Origin of the sequence: Sporofaciens sp. SGI.106, from assembly GCF_050314255.1 — a bacterium.
Lineage (GTDB): Bacteria > Bacillota > Clostridia > Lachnospirales > Lachnospiraceae > Claveliimonas.
The window spans coordinates 21,729-38,100 of the sequence record NZ_JBNPMZ010000018.1; the positions used below are offsets into that span (position 1 = coordinate 21,729).

Below are 16,372 nucleotides of genomic sequence, written 5' to 3' on the forward strand. Positions count from 1 at the left end.
ATACTGTCGTATAAAGACAATCTGCTACAAGTATTATTTAATTCAATATTCCGATTATATTGTACACTAAATTGAGTGATTTGTCACTAATAGCTGTATGACATAAATATATTTTGCAAAGGCAAAGAAGAGTCTTATTTCGAGAGAATTATTGACTGTTCCATTAAAGTTCTTTATAATGAACATTGTTCATGTTGGGAGGTGGCATATGAATACTGTCGTAACGTCAAAGGAAGCAATCATGGCGGTCTGCAGGCAACTTGTTGCAGAAAAAGGTCTTATGGCTGTAAACATGAGAATGGTAGCAAAGGAATGTGACATTGCTCTGGGAACCTTGTATAATTACTATTCAGATAAGAATGAGTTGTTAATTGCAACGGTTGAAAGTGTATGGAAAGATATTTTCCATATGGGAAATGAATACAAACAGTTTTTTTCTTTTCCGGATTATCTTCAACATATTTTTAGTTGTGTTCAAAATGGAGCTGCCCAGTATCCGGATTTCTTCAATGCTCATTCTGTTAGTATCGCAAAATCAAAACAGGAAAAAGCGAAAGATATGATGGAGAAGTATTTTGAGCATATAAGGGAAAAACTAATCGTGGTTTTGCATTCTGATTTGGAAGTTGATTTTTCAGTGTTTTCTGAAACGTTTACAGAATCAGATTTTATTGATTTTGTGATGAATAATATATTGCTGCTTCTCATGGATAAAAAAGAGAATTGTACAACCCTTGTAGAATTGGTGCGAAGAGTTATTTATCGGAAGAAGGAATAGTTTAATGAAGGAGGAGTAAAGGACATGAAAAAGTATTTAAACATTTCTTTAATTTATGCTGTTGCAGCTATGATTTGTGGTGTGTTTTACCGGGAATTTACGAAGATGAATCATTTTACAGGAGTAACTGCGTTAGGTAAGGTACATACACACCTGTTTTTGTTGGGAATGATGGTATTTTTAATGGTGGCTCTGTTTGCCGGAAAGCTGGATTTTGAAAAACAGAAGATTTTCCGTGTTTTTATGGTGGTTTATAACATTGGAGTTTCGTTGATGTCCGTGATGATGCTTGTGCGGGGTGTGATTCAGGTGCTGAATCTGCCATTATCAGCAGGAGGATCAGCAGCGATTTCCGGCATTGCAGGAATCGGGCATATTCTGGTGGGGACAGGCATTGTTTTACTGATTATGTCTCTTAAAAAGGCAGAAGAGGTTTAGAGTATTATGGATAAGCGGAATATTTTTCATGTAAAAAAGAGGACACTACTGGCAGTTGCCAGCTGTGTGTGGCTTATAGCGGGATTTAATGTTGCAAGACTTGGCATTCTATCCTATCATAATATTAAGATTAGTGTGATGCATATTTTTTTATCAATGCTTGTATTTGCTGCCTTTGGTGTGATGTTCTTTAAGATGAGTATGAAGCATACGAAACGTATCAAAGGATATAAGGAAGAATTTCGTCCGGTGTGGCATTTCTTTGACGTAAAATCATACCTTATTATGGCGTTTATGATGGGTGGTGGCATCTGGCTCCGTTCATCCGGAATTGTGCCGGATGTATTTATTGCTGTATTTTATACGGGACTTGGATTAGCGCTGGCACTTGCAGGTGCGTTTTTTGGAGTGATCTTCTTTACATACAAGAATGAAAATGGTGGCGAAAGGGAGTAAAAAGATGGCTGGAGAATATCAGCATATCAGACATGAATTTGAACCGGTCTATGACAGCAATTCACGGATTTTGATTCTGGGGACGCTTCCTTCGGTCAAATCCAGAGAGCAGCAGTTTTATTATGGACATCCGCAGAATCGTTTCTGGAAAGTGCTGGGAAATCTTTGTAACCTGGATAAAATACCGGAGACTATTTCAGAGAAGAAAGCTTTTTTGTTGCGCTATCATATTGCTGTGTGGGATGTGATTGCGGAGTGTGATATTATCGGTTCCAGTGACAGTTCCATAAAAAATGTCGTGCCGGCAGATCTTACGAAAATTTTGAGTGAGGCGCCAATTCAGACGATTTATGCCAATGGCGGAAAAGCCTGGGAGTTGTATAGGAAATACAGTTATGAAGCAACGGGGAGAGAAGCTGTGAAACTTCCCTCAACAAGTCCGGCGAACGCAGCATTTCGGCTGGAAAGGCTGCTGGAAGAATGGAAAGTGATTTTGAAGGATATTAGTTTGGATATAGTTTGTGGAGAGGGACGCTATGATTTTTAAATGGACGTATCAGACACCGGATAACTTTGCGGATATGGTAATGCACAGTGACGGAGAATATCTGACCGGATTATGGTTTGAAGGCTCAAGGCGGGTACCGGGAGATGTGCCGGATTGTGAAGAAAAGAATTTGCCGGTCTTTCAGGAAACCTGCAGATGGCTGGATATCTATTTTTCCGGTAAAGATCCGGATTTTATTCCTGAATATCGAATCAATGGCTTAACTTCATTTCGACAGGAAGTCATAGATATTATGAAGGATATCCCCTATGGCTCGACTTTGACATATAATGATATTGCTAAAAAAATTGCGGGAAACAGAGGTTTGCAGACGATGTCTGCGCAGGCCGTTGGCGGAGCGGTAGGGTGGAATCCTATCTCGATTATTATTCCCTGTCACAGGGTCGTGGGTGCGAGCGGGAATCTAACGGGATATGGAGGAGGAATCCAAAATAAAGTCGAATTACTGTCCTTGGAAGGACATGATATGGATCAATATTTTATTCCTAAAAAAGGGAGGTATTAGAATGCGTAATCATGAAGTAACGAGGGTGCAGCCACTTTTAAAGTCAGACGGGAGCCTTTCGGAACCCGGGTGGGCGAAACAGCAGTTATGGCAATATGACCGGACAAAGATAAAGGCGCCGCGGTTTCGAATCAAGGAGTGGGATTATTATCTGGTGTTAAATGAAGACTTTGCGGGAGCGTTTACGATTTCTGATGATGGATATATTGGTCTTCAGTCGGTTTCTCTGTTGAATTTCAAGGAAGGCTGGGAGCACACGGAAACGATTCTGAATCCATTTCCCATGGGGAAATTCCAGTTGCCGTCATCATCGGAAAAGGGTGATACCATTTATCGGGATAAACGCCTGCATATGGAATTTCAGGTGAGAAACGGGAAACGCCGGATTGGCTGTCAATTTAAAAATTTTTATCAGGGAAAAACATTTTCCTGCAGCATTGTTTTGGACCAGCCCAGGATGGATACTATGGTCATTGCGACACCATGGAAGGAGAAAAAGACAGCTTTTTATTATAACCAGAAGATTAACTGCATGCCGGCAAGTGGTACTATGACCTTTGATGGAAAGACATATACTTTTTCAAAAGAAAAGGATTTTGGCACGCTTGACTGGGGAAGGGGAGTCTGGACATATGATAACCGCTGGTACTGGGGATCCGGAAATACACGTGTAAATGGAAAACCGTTTGGCTTCAATATTGGATATGGATTTGGAGATACATCCGCAGCATCGGAAAATATACTGTTCTACGATGGAGTGGCACATAAGCTTGACGATATTACGTTTCATATACCGGAAGACAGTTATGTGAAACCATGGACGTTCTCATCCAGTGACGGCCGGTTCGAGATGGAGTTCGTGCCGGTTATGGACCGGGCGGCAAGGACTGCCGCGCTGATCATTGAGACGGATCAGCATCAGGTGTTCGGCAGAATGAGCGGAAAGGCAGTACTGGATGACGGAACGGTTCTGGAAATTAAGGATGTCATGTGTTTTGCAGAAGATGTACATAACAGATATTAATTTGCCAGCTGCCAGAAAGCTACTGCACTGGCGGCTGCGACATTTAAGGAATCTACGCCGTGAGTCATGGGTATTTTTACAGTATAGTCGCAGTTGGCGATTGTACTGGCGGCGAGACCATCACCCTCAGTTCCAAGAACAATGGCAAGCTTTTCTTCTGCCAGAAGTGCCGGATGCCGGATACTGACGGAATTATCACTTAAGGCAAGGGCAGCAGTCTTAAATCCTGCGTTTTGAAGAGAGCGAATTGCCGGTTCGGGCCAGCAGGATTCTTCCTGCCCAAGAAATGTCCATGGAATCTGGAATACACATCCCATGCTGACGCGTATGGCGCGGCGGTAAAGGGGATCGGAGCATCCCGGCGTGAGGAGGACAGCATCCATATTCAGTGCAGCAGCAGAGCGGAAGATTGCACCGATGTTGGTGGGGTTCATTACATTTTCCAGAATTGCAATGCGGCGGGCTCCGGCGCAGACAGCCTCTATGGAAGGAAGATGTGGGCGATGCATCAGGCACAATGCACCCCGGGTCAGCTTAAATCCGGTAAGCTGCGTCAGAATTTCAAAATCAGCAGTGTATACAGGAATGGCACCGCAGCGTTCAATAATATTTTTTGCCTCGCCGGCGATGTGCTTGCGCTCCAGTAAAAGGGAAACAGGAACACACCCACCGTCAAGAGCGCGCTCAATTACTTTGGGACTCTCAGCAATGAAGAGTCCTTTTTCTGGTTCGTCCCTGTTTAAAAGCTGCCGTTCTGTAAGGCGGGCATAGGGATCCAGTTCCGGTGCATGAAAATCTGTGATTTCTATAATATTTGGCATAAGAGACTCCTTTGAAATTTAATAGGGAATTTAATATAAAGATATTATAGTGGTTTTGTAAGATATGCGCTATAATAAATTGATAATACTTGACCTACAATTTGTTAGAATGGTAAAGTAATACTGTATGTAAAAAAGATAAAGGAATGAGAGGTACAACTATGAAAAAAAGTAATCCAAAGGCGTTATTGCCGATTGGCGTTTTCCTAGTGCTATATCTGGGCCTGGGAATTGTGTTTGAATATGTTATGAAGATTCCGATGGGATTTTACAATATCCCTATCGTTATCGCATTTCTTGTTGCAATTCTTGTGGCATGTCTTCAGAACCGGGAAGTAAAGTTTGATGATAAGTTGGGGATTATGGCTCAGGGAATGGCGGATAAGAACATTATTACCATGCTTCTGATTTTTATGACTGCAGGAGCTTTTGTCGGAGTGGTAGGAAGAAGCAGTGCTGAGAGTGTTGCGTATTTTATGCTGTCGCTGATTCCTGCGAAATTCGCAGTTGCGGTATTATTCGTAGTGGCGTGCTTTGTGTCTACAGCAATGGGAACTTCCGTGGGAACGATTACACTGATTACCCCAATTGCAGTTGCTGTGTCCACTGCATCCGGATTTAGCCTGCCGCTGTGTGTTGCATCCGTTATGGGCGGTGCCATGTTTGGAGATAACCTGTCGTTTATTTCAGATACTACGATTGCCGCATGTAATGGACAGGGCTGCGCAATGAAGGATAAATTCCGTGAGAACTTCGGGATTGCCCTTCCGGCAGCGCTTGTAACACTGGTGTTAATTCTGGTGCTGTCCCTGAATACAGATCTGGAAGGAGCAGTTACACAGGACTATAACCTGATTCAGATTATTCCGTATGTTCTGGTTCTGATTGGAGGAATTATCGGTATTAATGTGTTTGTAGTTCTTCTGGTAGGTATTGTATCCGGTTCGATAATCATGCTTGCGACGGGGCAGATTGCAGCGATAGATCTGATAGGAAGTATGGGTTCCGGAGCAGCCGGAATGTTCGAAACAAGTATGGTTGCAATTCTGGTATCTGCAATGTGTGCGCTGATCAGAGAGTACGGTGGTTTTGAAGCACTGCTTTCCGGAATCAGAAAAGTATTTAAAGGGAAAAAAGGCGGACAGCTCGGCATGGGACTTCTGGTTGGTGCTATGGATATTGCTACCGCAAATAATACGGTTGCTATTGTTATGGCTAATCCGATTGCTGCTGAGATGGCAAAGGAATATGGGGTTACATCAAGAAAAACTGCGTCTATTCTGGATACATTTTCCTGTATTTTCCAGGGCGTGATTCCATATGGTGCACAGATGCTGGTTGCGCTGTCTGCAGTGCATGAGATGGGATTCGAACTTTCAGCATTTGATATTATTCCGAAGCTTTTCTATCCGGGACTTTTGCTGATAAGTTCATTGATATTTATCTTCGTAATACCGGGGAAAAATAAATAATTAAACGGGCGGCGGGATAATTACCGGCGCCTGTTTTATTAGAGTGAATGAGAAAGAAAAACTGGTGGTTCAGACCAGTAACGCTGAGGTGTGTTAAATGAAAGATAAATTATTTTCGGATAGAATGTTTTGGAATAAACTCCTGCATCTGGCGGCACCCATTGCCCTGCAGAGTCTGATGCTGGCATCGGTGGCGGCGGCAGATGCGCTTATGCTGGGGCGCGTGACCCAGAATTCCATGGCAGCGGTATCGCTTGCAACCCAGATTCAGTTTGTTCAAAACATGATTCTGGCTGCAATTGTCTCTACTATTATGATTTTGGGGGCGCAGTACTGGGGGAAACAGGACATTGGTACGGTCAATGACATCTTCTGTATCGGGCTTCGGTTGAGTATTGCGGCATCGTTCGTTTTTTTTATCGGATGTGTATTTTTTCCGCAGTATCTAATGATGATTTTCACGAATGAAGAAGCACTGATTGTGATTGGAGTGAGGTATCTCAAGATTGCGGGATGGTCGTATCTGCTGACAGGTATATCCCAGTGTTATCTGGCAACTATGAAGGTCAGCGAGCATGCATCGCAGACGGCAATCGTCAGTTCCGGTGCAGTAATAATTAATATTATATTGAATGCGGTGTTTATTTTCGGATTGTTTGGTCTCCCGGCGATGGAAGTACAGGGAGCGGCAGTTGCCACTTTGATTTCAAGAGTCATAGAGCTTGGATGGGTGCTGGTACTTTCTTATAAAGAAGGATACATTCATCCGGATTTGAGCAGGATATTTAAAAGGAATAAGCTCCTCTCCCGGGACTTTACAAAATGTGCACTCCCGCTTCTGGGGGCAAGCCTGTTCTGGGGAGTCGGATTCACATCCTATTCTGCATTTATGGGCCATTTGGGAACCGATGCGACCGCTGCCAATTCCATTGCGGCTGTGGTAAGAGATCTGGTGTGCTGCCTGTGTAATGGTCTTGCCAATGGAGGGGGAATCCTGGTTGGAAATGAGTTGGGCGCAGGACATCTGGAGCGGGGAAAACAGTACGGAGACCGACTTGTCAAGATTGCATTCCTGACTGGATTTTTATCTACGGCAATTATGTTGGCTGTGACACCTTTTGTTACGAAATTTGTGAAAATGACGGATCAGGCAAGCTGGTATCTGATTGGGATGATGATTATCATGGCATTCTATATGATTGGCCGTACGGTAAATACCATTGTTATCAACGGAATATTTGCTGCCGGAGGAGATACGATTTTTGATATGTACAGTCTGGCAATCTGTATGTGGGGAATCGCCATTCCACTGGCGGTTGCGGGAACATTCTTTCTGCATTGGCCGGTATTGGTGGTCTATGCCTGCACCTGCCTGGATGAGGTTGGTAAGATTCCATGGGTGATGTATCACTATCGCAAATACATATGGGTCAGGGATCTGACCAGAGAGTGGTAGATATGGTGAAATATTTTTGATGGAAAGTTGTTTTTTTGATAATAAAATCTGTGGTAAATATGTTAGTATTAAAATAGAACTTTGTCTAAAAGGAATGAAAGGAAGTACAAATCGATGAATAGAACTGCAGGAATATTATTACCAATCAGCAGTCTGCCTTCTAAGTATGGAATTGGCTGTTTTTCAAAGAGTGCATATGATTTTGTGGATTGGTTGAAAGAGGCAGGACAGTGCTACTGGCAGATTCTGCCGCTTGTCCCAACAAGCTATGGGGATTCTCCGTATCAGTCATTTTCAACTTATGCGGGCAACCCGTATTTTATCAGTCTGGAAGCATTGATTGAGGAAGGCGTGCTCACGAAAGAAGAATGTGATGCGGTGGATTTTGGAGATGATCCGTCATCTATTGACTATGAGAAAATGTATAAGGGCCGTTATAAGCTTTTGAGAAAGGCTTATGAGAGAAGTGATATTAGTAAAAATGATGCTTATAACCGGTTTGTCCGGGAAAATGAGTGGTGGCTTAAGGATTACGCGCTTTTCATGGCTGTGAAGGATGTATTTGGCGGAGCACCGTGGACTGAGTGGGCAGAGGATATCCGTCTCCGTTATGGCTATGCGCTGGATTATTATCGAAGAGAACAGTATTTTGAAATTGAATTCCATCAGTATCTTCAGTTCAAATTCCATGAACAGTGGATGGCTCTTAAGCGTTATGCAAATGAAAAGGGAGTTCTGATTATTGGAGATATTCCGATTTATGTTGCGATGGACAGTGCGGATGCCTGGGCACATCCGGAATTATTCCGACTGGATGAGAATAATATTCCGACGGCGGTAGCAGGATGTCCGCCGGATGGATTTTCCGCGACAGGACAGCTCTGGGGTAATCCGCTGTATCGCTGGGACTATCACAGACAGACCGGTTATCAGTGGTGGATGGGAAGACTCTGGTACTGCTTCCAGCTTTATGATGTTCTTCGAATCGATCACTTCAGAGGATTTGATGAGTACTATGTAATTCCTTATGGTGATAAGGATGCTAAGAATGGACATTGGGAGAAGGGACCGGGAATTGACCTCTTCTACAAGATGAGAGAATCGTTGGGAGACCGCCAAGTGATTGCAGAAGATTTGGGCTATGTAACAGATTCTGTGCGTCAGCTTGTTCGTAATACCGGATTTCCGGGCATGAAGGTGTTGGAATTTGCATTTGATTCCAGAGATACGGGAAGTGCGGGAGATTATCTTCCACATAATTATGAGCGCAATTGTGTTGCTTACACCGGAACACATGATAATGAGACGCTGGCAGGATGGTATGAATGTATTACGGAAGAAGAACGCAGAATGGTTAGAGATTATCTGTGTGATGAATATACACCGGATGAGAAACTGTACTGGAATCTGGTAGCAATGGCAATGCGTTCCTGTGCAAATCTCTGTGTAATTCCAATGCAGGATTATCTGGGACTTGGCAATGAAAGCCGTACCAACCAGCCATCTACAGTCGGTAAGAACTGGAAATGGAGAGCTACAAAAAAGGATCTGTCCGAGAAAATAAAGAAAGACATCCGTACTCTTACAAGACGTTATGGACGCCTTTGCTGGCAGTGGGATGCAGAAAAGGATCAGTAAAATAATTCATAAAAATGGGATGTGCACCAGAGAGTGTACATCCCATTTTTTATGGATTATTTGTTTAAATGCCAGATATCTTGGTTATATTCTTCAATCGTTCTGTCGGATGAGAAGAATCCAGCCTTACTGATGTTGATCAGTGTGCGGCGTGCCCAGTCAAGCGGGTTCTCTGCATAATCGGCAATAGCCTGGTTTTTACGAACAACGTAAGCATTGAAATCCGGAAGTGTCTGGAACCAGTCTTTACCCTTCAGTTCGCTCTGAAGCCGTGTCAGATTTTCCTCATGTCCATTGTGAAGCATTTCTTCGGAAGTAAGGAAATCAATAGCTCTGCGGATATTAGGGTCTGCTTCGTACCATTCGTGAGCGGAATAATCACCCTTGGCGTATCTACGGATGACCTGTTCACTGCTCTGACCGAAGATGTAAATATTGTCATTTCCGACAGCCTGTGCGATTTCCACATTCGCTCCGTCCATGGTTCCAAGTGTTAGGGCACCGTTTAGCATGAATTTCATGTTTCCGGTACCGGAAGCTTCCTTGGAAGCAAGACTGATCTGTTCGGACAGGTCACATGCCGGAATCATCATCTCTGCTGCAGTTACATTGTAGTTTTCAATAAAGACAATGTGAATCCATGGAGAGACCTCAGGGTCATTTTCAAATACTTTGGATAAAGTGATCAGCGCGTGGATGATGTCCTTGGCAAGGGTGTATGCAGGAGCTGCCTTTGCACCAAATATTGCAGTGATAGGTGCTGACGGAAGATGACCGGACTTAATCTCAAAATATTGGTGAATCAGGTACAGCAGGTTCAGCTGCTGACGTTTGTATTCATGAAGTCTCTTGGACTGAATGGTAAATAAACTGTCTGTATCTACCTGGATATTTTGTTTTTTCAGAAGCCAGCTTGCAAAAGCAGTTTTATTATCTTTTTTAATCTGCATCAGTTCCTTCAGAACCTTCTCATCATCCGCAAAAGCAGCCAGTTTTTCCAATTCGGAAGAATCCTTTTTAAATCCCGGTCCAATCAGATTCTCAATGAAATCTGTCAGCTCCGGATTACATTTCAGAAGCCAGCGGCGGAAGGTGATTCCGTTGGTCTTGTTGTTGAATTTTTCCGGATATAATTTATAAAAATGATTCAGTTCGCTGTTTTTCAGGATTTCTGTATGCAGGGCTGCAACACCATTGGTACTGTGTGAAAAATGGATATCCATATTTGCCATATGAACCTGATTGTATTCATCAATGATGGCTACAGATTTATCTTCTGTTCTTTCACTTACGATTGCATCGAGCTTTTTAATAATCGGCATTAACTGTGGAACTACGGTCTCCAGATAAGATTTCGGCCATTTTTCCAGAGCTTCTGCGAGAATGGTGTGGTTTGTGTAAGCGCAGACATTAGTAACAATGGTGACGGCTTCATCAAATTCGATTCCCTTCTGACAGAGAAGACGAATCAGTTCAGGGATGACCATGGACGGATGGGTATCATTTATCTGAATTGCAGCATAGTCAGCCAGATCGTGGAGATCACTTCCGCGCTCCACACATTCTTCAAGAATCATCTGAGCTCCGGCACTTACCATCAGGTACTGCTGGTAAATACGAAGCTTGCGTCCGGCATCATCACTGTCATCCGGATAGAGGAATAAGGTCAGATTCTTGTCAATATCTGTTTTGTCAAATGCGATTCCATCGGTAATGATAGATTCATCAATAGTATCCAGGTCGAAAAGATTCAGTTGATTAGTGCGTCCATCATAACCGGTAACGGCAATCTGATATAAGCGGGCTTCATAGTCCTTATCAGCCAGGGATACATGATAAGTTTTGTCTGTTTTTTTAGCCCAGTCATGTCCGCCCATCCAGAAATCAGGGGCTTCACTCTGAAGTCCATCCGTCAGATTCTGGTGAAAGAGGCCACAGTGGTAACGGAGACCAATTCCGTCGCCTGGAAGATTTAATGTGGCGAGAGAATCCAGGAAGCAGGCAGCCAGACGTCCCAGACCTCCGTTTCCAAGGCTCGGTTCTGGTTCGGTCTCTTCCAGTTCACCAATAGTCTTTCCGTTTTCTTCCAGTATTTCTTTTACATCATCATAAAGACCAAGGTTGATCAGGTTGTTGCTCAAAAGTTTTCCAATCAAAAATTCGGCAGAAATATAATATAATTTGCGTCCGGTTACCGGTTTTACGTGGAGTGCACTTTCCTCATCTACAATCTGAAGAAGTGCTGTGTAAATATCCTCATAAGAACAGGCTGCAATTTCCTTTTTACAAAGTTCTGTAAGTTTTATTTCAAGTGATTTCTTTGTCATGATTAAAATCTCCTTTCCAGGTAATATTGCTGTTACATTATTTTTATCATATTTATCCGGAATAAGCTTGTATAATACGACTGAATTATTGTACAATCCTATCATGCAGGAAGATAGAAAGGAGGAATATGGAGATGAAAAATGTTGAAAAATTGGGAAATATGGATAAAACAAGATATGACTCCTATTATGAAACCAAGAAACATTCTGATATTATGTACGCATATACCGTTTATCCGTGTACCATTCCACAGGATTTCTCTTTTGTACCTCTTCACTGGCAGGACAGTTTTGAGATTATCTATGTAAAAAAGGGAACAGGGTATATTCAGATTGATCTTTCCACTTTTCAGGCAGAAAGCGGAGATATCTTTGTCGTGCTGCCGGGACATCTTCACGGACTCAGAAAATTTGAAGACAGTCGGATGGAATATGAAAATATTATTTTTGACAAAAGTTTTCTGGGAAATGATGTGGTAGATGCCTGTAGTCAGAAATACCTTCAGCCTCTTCTGGAGGAAAAGTTGTACTTTCCTGTTAGAATCAGGAGGGGGCAAAAGATGTATGAAAAACTCAGTGGATTTTTAGACAGTGCAGATGTTCTTTCTGATCAAAAACCGTGGGGATACGAACTGGGGGTGAAAGGATATATCCAGCTGTTTTTCTCGCAGCTTTTTGCAATGTCCCGGGAAAAGAAACATCATGGTCTGGAAAATAAAAGTATGGAAAAAATGAAGTCCGTCATTTCTTATATGGAAGAAAATTATGATGGAAAGATAACTGTAGAGGATGTGGCTGCAGAGTGTGGGTATAGTACAAGCCATTTTATGAGATGGTTTAAGGAGATGACAGGAACGGGCTTCGGGAATTATCTGATTGAGTTTCGTCTGGGCAAGGCGGCTCATGCCCTTCGTACAACGGAGGCTACAGTGCTGGAAATTGCGGAACAGAGCGGATTTGGAAATCTGTCGAATTTTAACCGGTTATTTAAGAAAAAGTATAAAATGACGCCGGGAATGTTTCGGAAAAGGTAGCTGACAGGCATTAGGGAAATATAATGTTTGAGGAGCAGAAAAATAATAGAATAACATTGTAAGTCCGTATTTTGGTACTCCTGTTTTGGTACACTGATTATAGTAAAGAAAAACACACATAGTCAGTTGAAATGGAGGAGAGAGTATGAAAGGCTATTCTACACAGGCAGGGTACATGGGATACGTAGACGGGAGATATATGTTATTTGCAAGTGAAGAAGAATATAGGGAGTTTATGGAAGATTAAAATATGGCAGGAACGGACCGGAGATACTGCCCGTATCGGAGGAAAATGGATAATGGCTGAAGGCAATAACCAGAAGTTAAAGATTTTATACCTGTTGAAGATTCTGATGGAAAAGACAGATGAAACACATCGGATTACCATGCCGGAGATTATTGAGGCACTGAAAGCCTATAATATCAAAGCAGAACGGAAGAGTATTTATAGTGACATTGAGAATTTAAGACTTTACGGGATAGATGTTATCGGAGAAAAAGAGAATAAAACATATTATTATTACATTGGAAACAGACAGTTTGAACTTGCAGAACTAAAGCTATTGGTAGATTCTGTGCAATCTGCCAAGTTTATTACAGCGAAGAAATCCAATGAACTGATTCGAAAGATTGAAGGGCTGGCAAGCCAGTATGAGGCATCTCAGCTTCATCGTCAGGTTTATGTGACGGAGCGAGTTAAAACCTTCAATGAGGGAATCTATTACAATGTGGATCAGATTCATCAGGCAATTGCGGAAAATGTTCAGATACAGTTCCAATATTTTAACTGGAATGTGAAAAAGGAACAGGTGCTTCGAAGAAACGGAGCAATATATCAGGTGAGCCCGTGGGCTCTTTCGTGGAACGATGAAAATTATTATCTGGTTGCCTTTGATGGCGCAGAGGATAAGATCAAGCATTTCCGTGTCGATAAGATGCTTCATATTACGCTTGCGAAAGAAAGCCGGGAGGGCATTGATCGTTTCCGGCAGTTTGATATGGGGGCATATGCCAGAAAGATGTTCGGCATGTTCGGCGGTGAGGAAGAACTGGTAAAGCTGGAGTGTGAGAATAAGCTGGCAGGTGTTATTATTGACCGGTTCGGAACGGATGTTATGATGTATCCCAAAGATGAAGGGCATTTTGTGGCAAATGTGCGTGTGGCTGTCAGCGGGCAGTTCCTGACCTGGGTGATGGCGCTTGGGGAGGGGGCGAAAGTCGTGGGTCCGGAGAAGATCGTGGAGCAGATGAAGAAGGAAATCAGAAGGCTATCAGACCAGTACCAGATTTAAGGGTATTGGCCTGACAGCCTTTATCTTTTCTAACGATGAGCTTGTAAAAAATTCAAAAAATCCTGTATGGGAAGAGGTCTGGAATAGTAAAATCCCTGTATATAGTCAATTCCTTCCCTTGCTATTAATTCAGCCTCGTTCGTCGTTTCAATTCCTTCAGCTACTAATTTTAGTCCCATTCCATGAACCATGCTGATGACTGCTCTGACGACCTGCTTTGCTTTTAAAGAGGCGAAGAAAGCTTTTGACATATCATAATCCAGCTTTACAATTGAGACGGGCATATCGACGATATACATTAGATTTGATTCTCCTTTCCCGAAGTCATCCAGGGAGAATGTGAAGCCGAAATCTATTAAATTATTCATATTCTCTAAGAGTGTTTTGTGGGCGTTGATGGATGCGGTCTCAGTAATTTCCAGATTTATCAGTCCGGGATCGACTTTATATTTTTGGACAATGGAGATCAGCTTTTTTGAGAGATTTGGATCTTCACATTGAACAACGGAAAGATTTACTTCGATATAATGGATGCCAAGAGCAATAATGTTAGTGTTTTTCAGATAATAACATACTTTTTCGAAGACTCTTTCTCCCAGGTCTACTATCTGTCCGTTCTCTTCTGCTATTGGAATAAACTGTCCCGGGGACAGAAGTTTTCCATCTTTTCTGCAAATCCTAACCAAAGCTTCAGCAGAACTGAAACTTTTCTTTAAATTGGAATAAATCGGCTGCAGATAAACATCTACACGATCTTCCAGAAGTGCATTTGTAATTTCCTGCTCAATCAGGGATTGTTCCTGATACTTTGAAATCATTACTTCGTTAGCATAAATCAGTTTTTCATGTTTATCTTTATTTAGCGTCCGGACAAAGGACAGAAAATGGAACAGATCATCCATGTCCGAAAAAGACGCTGTCTGTGAAGTTAATACGAGTGTTGCTGTTTTCTGAAATAAGTCCGTATTTAAATAACTGTCTAAAAGTGCTTTTGCTGCAGTTTCCAGTTTGTCTGCCGTTTCACTGATCAGCACAAGGCTGAGATTGACATTTTTGAATACGAATATGTCCCGCTCAAGAAGATGGAGGATTTTTCGCAGCATATCATTGGAATCAATCCTTTGTTCTTCCAGAAGAAATGTATTGTCAAATGAAATTTCCAAAACGGCAAAATCTATTTTACGTTCATACAGCTGTTTTAGATATTCAGTCAAAGCGTAGGAATTGAAACATCCCAGCTGGCGTTCCAGATTCGCCTCGGGATTTTCCATAAGTACAAACAGGATCAGAACACCTAATGCACTGGCAAATCCAACAATCAGAAGTGCACTGTTAAGAAACTGGAGAATTGCACTTGACATCCAGATCAGCATCCAGAGAATAAAACATCCCCGATCAGACTGATTGTTATAATGCATAAAACTGCATAAAACACTTTTTCTTTGTATAATTGAAGTGTCATATGACTTTTATAAAAGAGAATTAATAAGAATAATATGCATAAACCGCATAGCTGAAATTGTATGTTCATAACGTTTCCTCAATGTGATGGTTTAGCTGCGACATATATAATAATTATACAGTATCCTTTATGTATTATCAAATCAAAGTTTCGCCGAGGGTGGATAAATATGGGCAGGAAATATTCTGTAAAAAGTATGTTTTCTGCTTTTGTATTGAAAATTAATGTTTCATATGTTATACTATCCATGCATCAAATCGGAGTCGTTTCTACTCAAGGTATTCGAAGACTCCATGCTCTGATTTTCATTGCCAGTCGGCGGGAATTTCAATTTTGATGAAGTATATGAAATCTGAAAAGAAAGACAGGATGTATGTATAGGTGTCACGTTGATATTTCCGGCCGGAATGCTATAATGTTAAGTAGAAACATTTGAAGCATTTGGATATGATGTTTGCCCGGAGTGTTTAGTTTGTGTTTTCTATCATATATTCTGTAGAAAGGAGAACACATGACAACTATTCAGACAAAGCAGATCGTAAAAAATCATGAAGTGAGAGATAATGGGGCAAAACTGATTTTTGATGATCCGATTTTATGTGCCCAGTTTTTACGGGGATACGTGGACATTGATCTTTTGAAAGATGTTAATCCGGAGGACATTGAGGATATTTCCGAACGTTTTCTTCCTATGTGGCAAGAGGGAAGAGACTCCGATTCTGTTAAGAAAATTCACTTAAAAGGGCAGGCGTTATATCTTATCACAGTAATAGAACATCAGTCGAAGGTTCATTATGATATGGCATTTAAGTTGTTGCGATATATAGTAATGATATTGACTGACTATGAGAGTGAACAGGAAAAGCTGTATCCCGGTATTACAAAAACAAAGGATTTTAAGTATCCGCCTATTTTGCCAATTGTATATTATGAAGGGACGGATACATGGACGGCGGTGCGCAACTTCAAAGAGCGCGTGTATTTAAGTGATGCATTGGGAAAGTATATTCCAGATTTATAATCTGGGAGAAGCCACCCCAGAATATTTATTAAAATTAATCGGTAAAATTATTGCCGTCCTTCTATATCGGATGAATGTTC

General features: G+C 41.8%; 15 protein-coding genes. 12 read left to right on the forward strand and 3 right to left on the reverse strand.

Going from position 1 to position 16,372, the window contains the following annotated elements; translation table 11 throughout:
• Positions 1 to 208: 208 nt before the first annotated feature.
• The 6 genes from ACQRCC_RS12090 to ACQRCC_RS12115 are packed head-to-tail and all read left to right on the forward strand — an operon-like array spanning position 209 to position 3,769.
• Positions 209 to 778 (forward strand): TetR/AcrR family transcriptional regulator, encoded by a 570-nt coding sequence (locus ACQRCC_RS12090; protein ID WP_427851036.1) that lies wholly within the window; start codon positions 209 to 211, stop codon positions 776 to 778.
• 24 nt (positions 779 to 802) lie between these two features.
• Positions 803 to 1,216 (forward strand): DUF2871 domain-containing protein, encoded by a 414-nt coding sequence (locus tag ACQRCC_RS12095; protein WP_427851037.1) that lies wholly within the window; start codon positions 803 to 805, stop codon positions 1,214 to 1,216.
• Between the two features lie 6 nt (positions 1,217 to 1,222).
• A complete protein-coding gene (locus tag ACQRCC_RS12100) occupies positions 1,223 to 1,672 on the forward strand; it encodes a hypothetical protein (RefSeq protein ID WP_427851038.1) in 450 nt (149 codons plus the stop codon).
• A gap of 4 nt (positions 1,673 to 1,676) precedes the next feature.
• Complete coding sequence (locus tag ACQRCC_RS12105; RefSeq protein WP_427851039.1) at positions 1,677 to 2,219, forward strand: DNA-deoxyinosine glycosylase; 543 nt, start codon at positions 1,677 to 1,679, stop codon at positions 2,217 to 2,219.
• The gene (locus tag ACQRCC_RS12110; protein WP_427851040.1) at positions 2,209 to 2,745 is read left to right on the forward strand and encodes a methylated-DNA--[protein]-cysteine S-methyltransferase; all 537 of its coding nucleotides are present in this window, start codon (positions 2,209 to 2,211) and stop codon (positions 2,743 to 2,745) included. The genes ACQRCC_RS12105 and ACQRCC_RS12110 overlap by 11 nt, the downstream gene beginning before the upstream one ends.
• Position 2,746: 1 nt before the next feature.
• Complete coding sequence (locus ACQRCC_RS12115) at positions 2,747 to 3,769, forward strand: DUF2804 domain-containing protein (RefSeq protein ID WP_427851041.1); 1,023 nt, start codon at positions 2,747 to 2,749, stop codon at positions 3,767 to 3,769.
• On the opposite strand, the gene ACQRCC_RS12120 is transcribed toward ACQRCC_RS12115, so the two are convergent.
• Positions 3,766 to 4,590 (reverse strand): TrmH family RNA methyltransferase, encoded by an 825-nt coding sequence (locus ACQRCC_RS12120; protein ID WP_427851042.1) that lies wholly within the window; start codon positions 4,588 to 4,590, stop codon positions 3,766 to 3,768. The genes ACQRCC_RS12115 and ACQRCC_RS12120 overlap by 4 nt on opposite strands.
• Before the next feature lie 161 nt (positions 4,591 to 4,751).
• On the opposite strand from ACQRCC_RS12120, the gene ACQRCC_RS12125 reads away from it, so the two are divergent.
• The 3 genes from ACQRCC_RS12125 (at position 4,752) to malQ (ending at position 9,156) form a co-directional block, all read left to right on the forward strand.
• Positions 4,752 to 6,062, forward strand: coding sequence for a Na+/H+ antiporter NhaC family protein (locus ACQRCC_RS12125; RefSeq protein ID WP_427851043.1), 1,311 nt, complete (start codon positions 4,752 to 4,754; stop codon positions 6,060 to 6,062).
• A gap of 97 nt (positions 6,063 to 6,159) precedes the next feature.
• Positions 6,160 to 7,518 carry an MATE family efflux transporter gene (locus ACQRCC_RS12130; protein WP_427851044.1) on the forward strand — a complete coding sequence of 453 codons (1,359 nt, stop codon included), beginning with the start codon at positions 6,160 to 6,162 and terminating at the stop codon, positions 7,516 to 7,518.
• A gap of 114 nt (positions 7,519 to 7,632) precedes the next feature.
• Complete coding sequence (malQ, locus tag ACQRCC_RS12135; protein WP_427851045.1) at positions 7,633 to 9,156, forward strand: 4-alpha-glucanotransferase; 1,524 nt, start codon at positions 7,633 to 7,635, stop codon at positions 9,154 to 9,156.
• 56 nt (positions 9,157 to 9,212) lie between these two features.
• Here the strand turns inward: malQ and ACQRCC_RS12140 are convergent, their stop codons facing one another.
• Complete coding sequence (locus ACQRCC_RS12140; protein ID WP_427851046.1) at positions 9,213 to 11,483, reverse strand: glycogen/starch/alpha-glucan phosphorylase; 2,271 nt, start codon at positions 11,481 to 11,483, stop codon at positions 9,213 to 9,215.
• Positions 11,484 to 11,617: 134 nt separating this feature from the next.
• Here ACQRCC_RS12140 and ACQRCC_RS12145 point away from each other — a divergent pair, with 134 nt between their 5' ends.
• Both ACQRCC_RS12145 and ACQRCC_RS12150 read left to right on the forward strand, forming a co-directional pair.
• Positions 11,618 to 12,517: an AraC family transcriptional regulator gene (locus ACQRCC_RS12145; RefSeq protein WP_427851047.1), complete on the forward strand. Its 900-nt coding sequence runs from the start codon at positions 11,618 to 11,620 to the stop codon at positions 12,515 to 12,517.
• A gap of 299 nt (positions 12,518 to 12,816) precedes the next feature.
• The gene (locus ACQRCC_RS12150; RefSeq protein ID WP_427851048.1) at positions 12,817 to 13,809 is read left to right on the forward strand and encodes a helix-turn-helix transcriptional regulator; all 993 of its coding nucleotides are present in this window, start codon (positions 12,817 to 12,819) and stop codon (positions 13,807 to 13,809) included.
• 29 nt (positions 13,810 to 13,838) lie between these two features.
• On the opposite strand, the gene ACQRCC_RS12155 is transcribed toward ACQRCC_RS12150, so the two are convergent.
• Complete coding sequence (locus tag ACQRCC_RS12155) at positions 13,839 to 15,170, reverse strand: EAL domain-containing protein (RefSeq protein WP_427851049.1); 1,332 nt, start codon at positions 15,168 to 15,170, stop codon at positions 13,839 to 13,841.
• A 612-nt stretch (positions 15,171 to 15,782) separates the two neighbouring features.
• Here ACQRCC_RS12155 and ACQRCC_RS12160 point away from each other — a divergent pair.
• Positions 15,783 to 16,292, forward strand: a complete 510-nt coding sequence (locus tag ACQRCC_RS12160) for an Rpn family recombination-promoting nuclease/putative transposase (protein ID WP_427851050.1) — start codon at positions 15,783 to 15,785, stop codon at positions 16,290 to 16,292.
• Positions 16,293 to 16,372 lie beyond the last annotated feature (80 nt).

Bases quoted from the DNA above. Each gene is read 5' to 3' on its own strand.
- ACQRCC_RS12090 (WP_427851036.1), top strand. From the start codon at position 209: ATGAATACTGTCGTAACGTCAAAGGAAGCAATCATGGCGGTCTGCAGG.
- ACQRCC_RS12095 (WP_427851037.1), top strand. From the start codon at position 803: ATGAAAAAGTATTTAAACATTTCTTTAATTTATGCTGTTGCAGCTATG.
- ACQRCC_RS12100 (WP_427851038.1), top strand. From the start codon at position 1,223: ATGGATAAGCGGAATATTTTTCATGTAAAAAAGAGGACACTACTGGCA.
- ACQRCC_RS12105 (WP_427851039.1), top strand. From the start codon at position 1,677: ATGGCTGGAGAATATCAGCATATCAGACATGAATTTGAACCGGTCTAT.
- ACQRCC_RS12110 (WP_427851040.1), top strand. From the start codon at position 2,209: ATGATTTTTAAATGGACGTATCAGACACCGGATAACTTTGCGGATATG.
- ACQRCC_RS12115 (WP_427851041.1), top strand. From the start codon at position 2,747: ATGCGTAATCATGAAGTAACGAGGGTGCAGCCACTTTTAAAGTCAGAC.
- ACQRCC_RS12120 (WP_427851042.1), bottom strand. From the start codon at position 4,590: ATGCCAAATATTATAGAAATCACAGATTTTCATGCACCGGAACTGGAT.
- ACQRCC_RS12125 (WP_427851043.1), top strand. From the start codon at position 4,752: ATGAAAAAAAGTAATCCAAAGGCGTTATTGCCGATTGGCGTTTTCCTA.
- ACQRCC_RS12130 (WP_427851044.1), top strand. From the start codon at position 6,160: ATGAAAGATAAATTATTTTCGGATAGAATGTTTTGGAATAAACTCCTG.
- malQ (WP_427851045.1), top strand. From the start codon at position 7,633: ATGAATAGAACTGCAGGAATATTATTACCAATCAGCAGTCTGCCTTCT.
- ACQRCC_RS12140 (WP_427851046.1), bottom strand. From the start codon at position 11,483: ATGACAAAGAAATCACTTGAAATAAAACTTACAGAACTTTGTAAAAAG.
- ACQRCC_RS12145 (WP_427851047.1), top strand. From the start codon at position 11,618: ATGAAAAATGTTGAAAAATTGGGAAATATGGATAAAACAAGATATGAC.
- ACQRCC_RS12150 (WP_427851048.1), top strand. From the start codon at position 12,817: ATGGCTGAAGGCAATAACCAGAAGTTAAAGATTTTATACCTGTTGAAG.
- ACQRCC_RS12155 (WP_427851049.1), bottom strand. From the start codon at position 15,170: ATGTCAAGTGCAATTCTCCAGTTTCTTAACAGTGCACTTCTGATTGTT.
- ACQRCC_RS12160 (WP_427851050.1), top strand. From the start codon at position 15,783: ATGACAACTATTCAGACAAAGCAGATCGTAAAAAATCATGAAGTGAGA.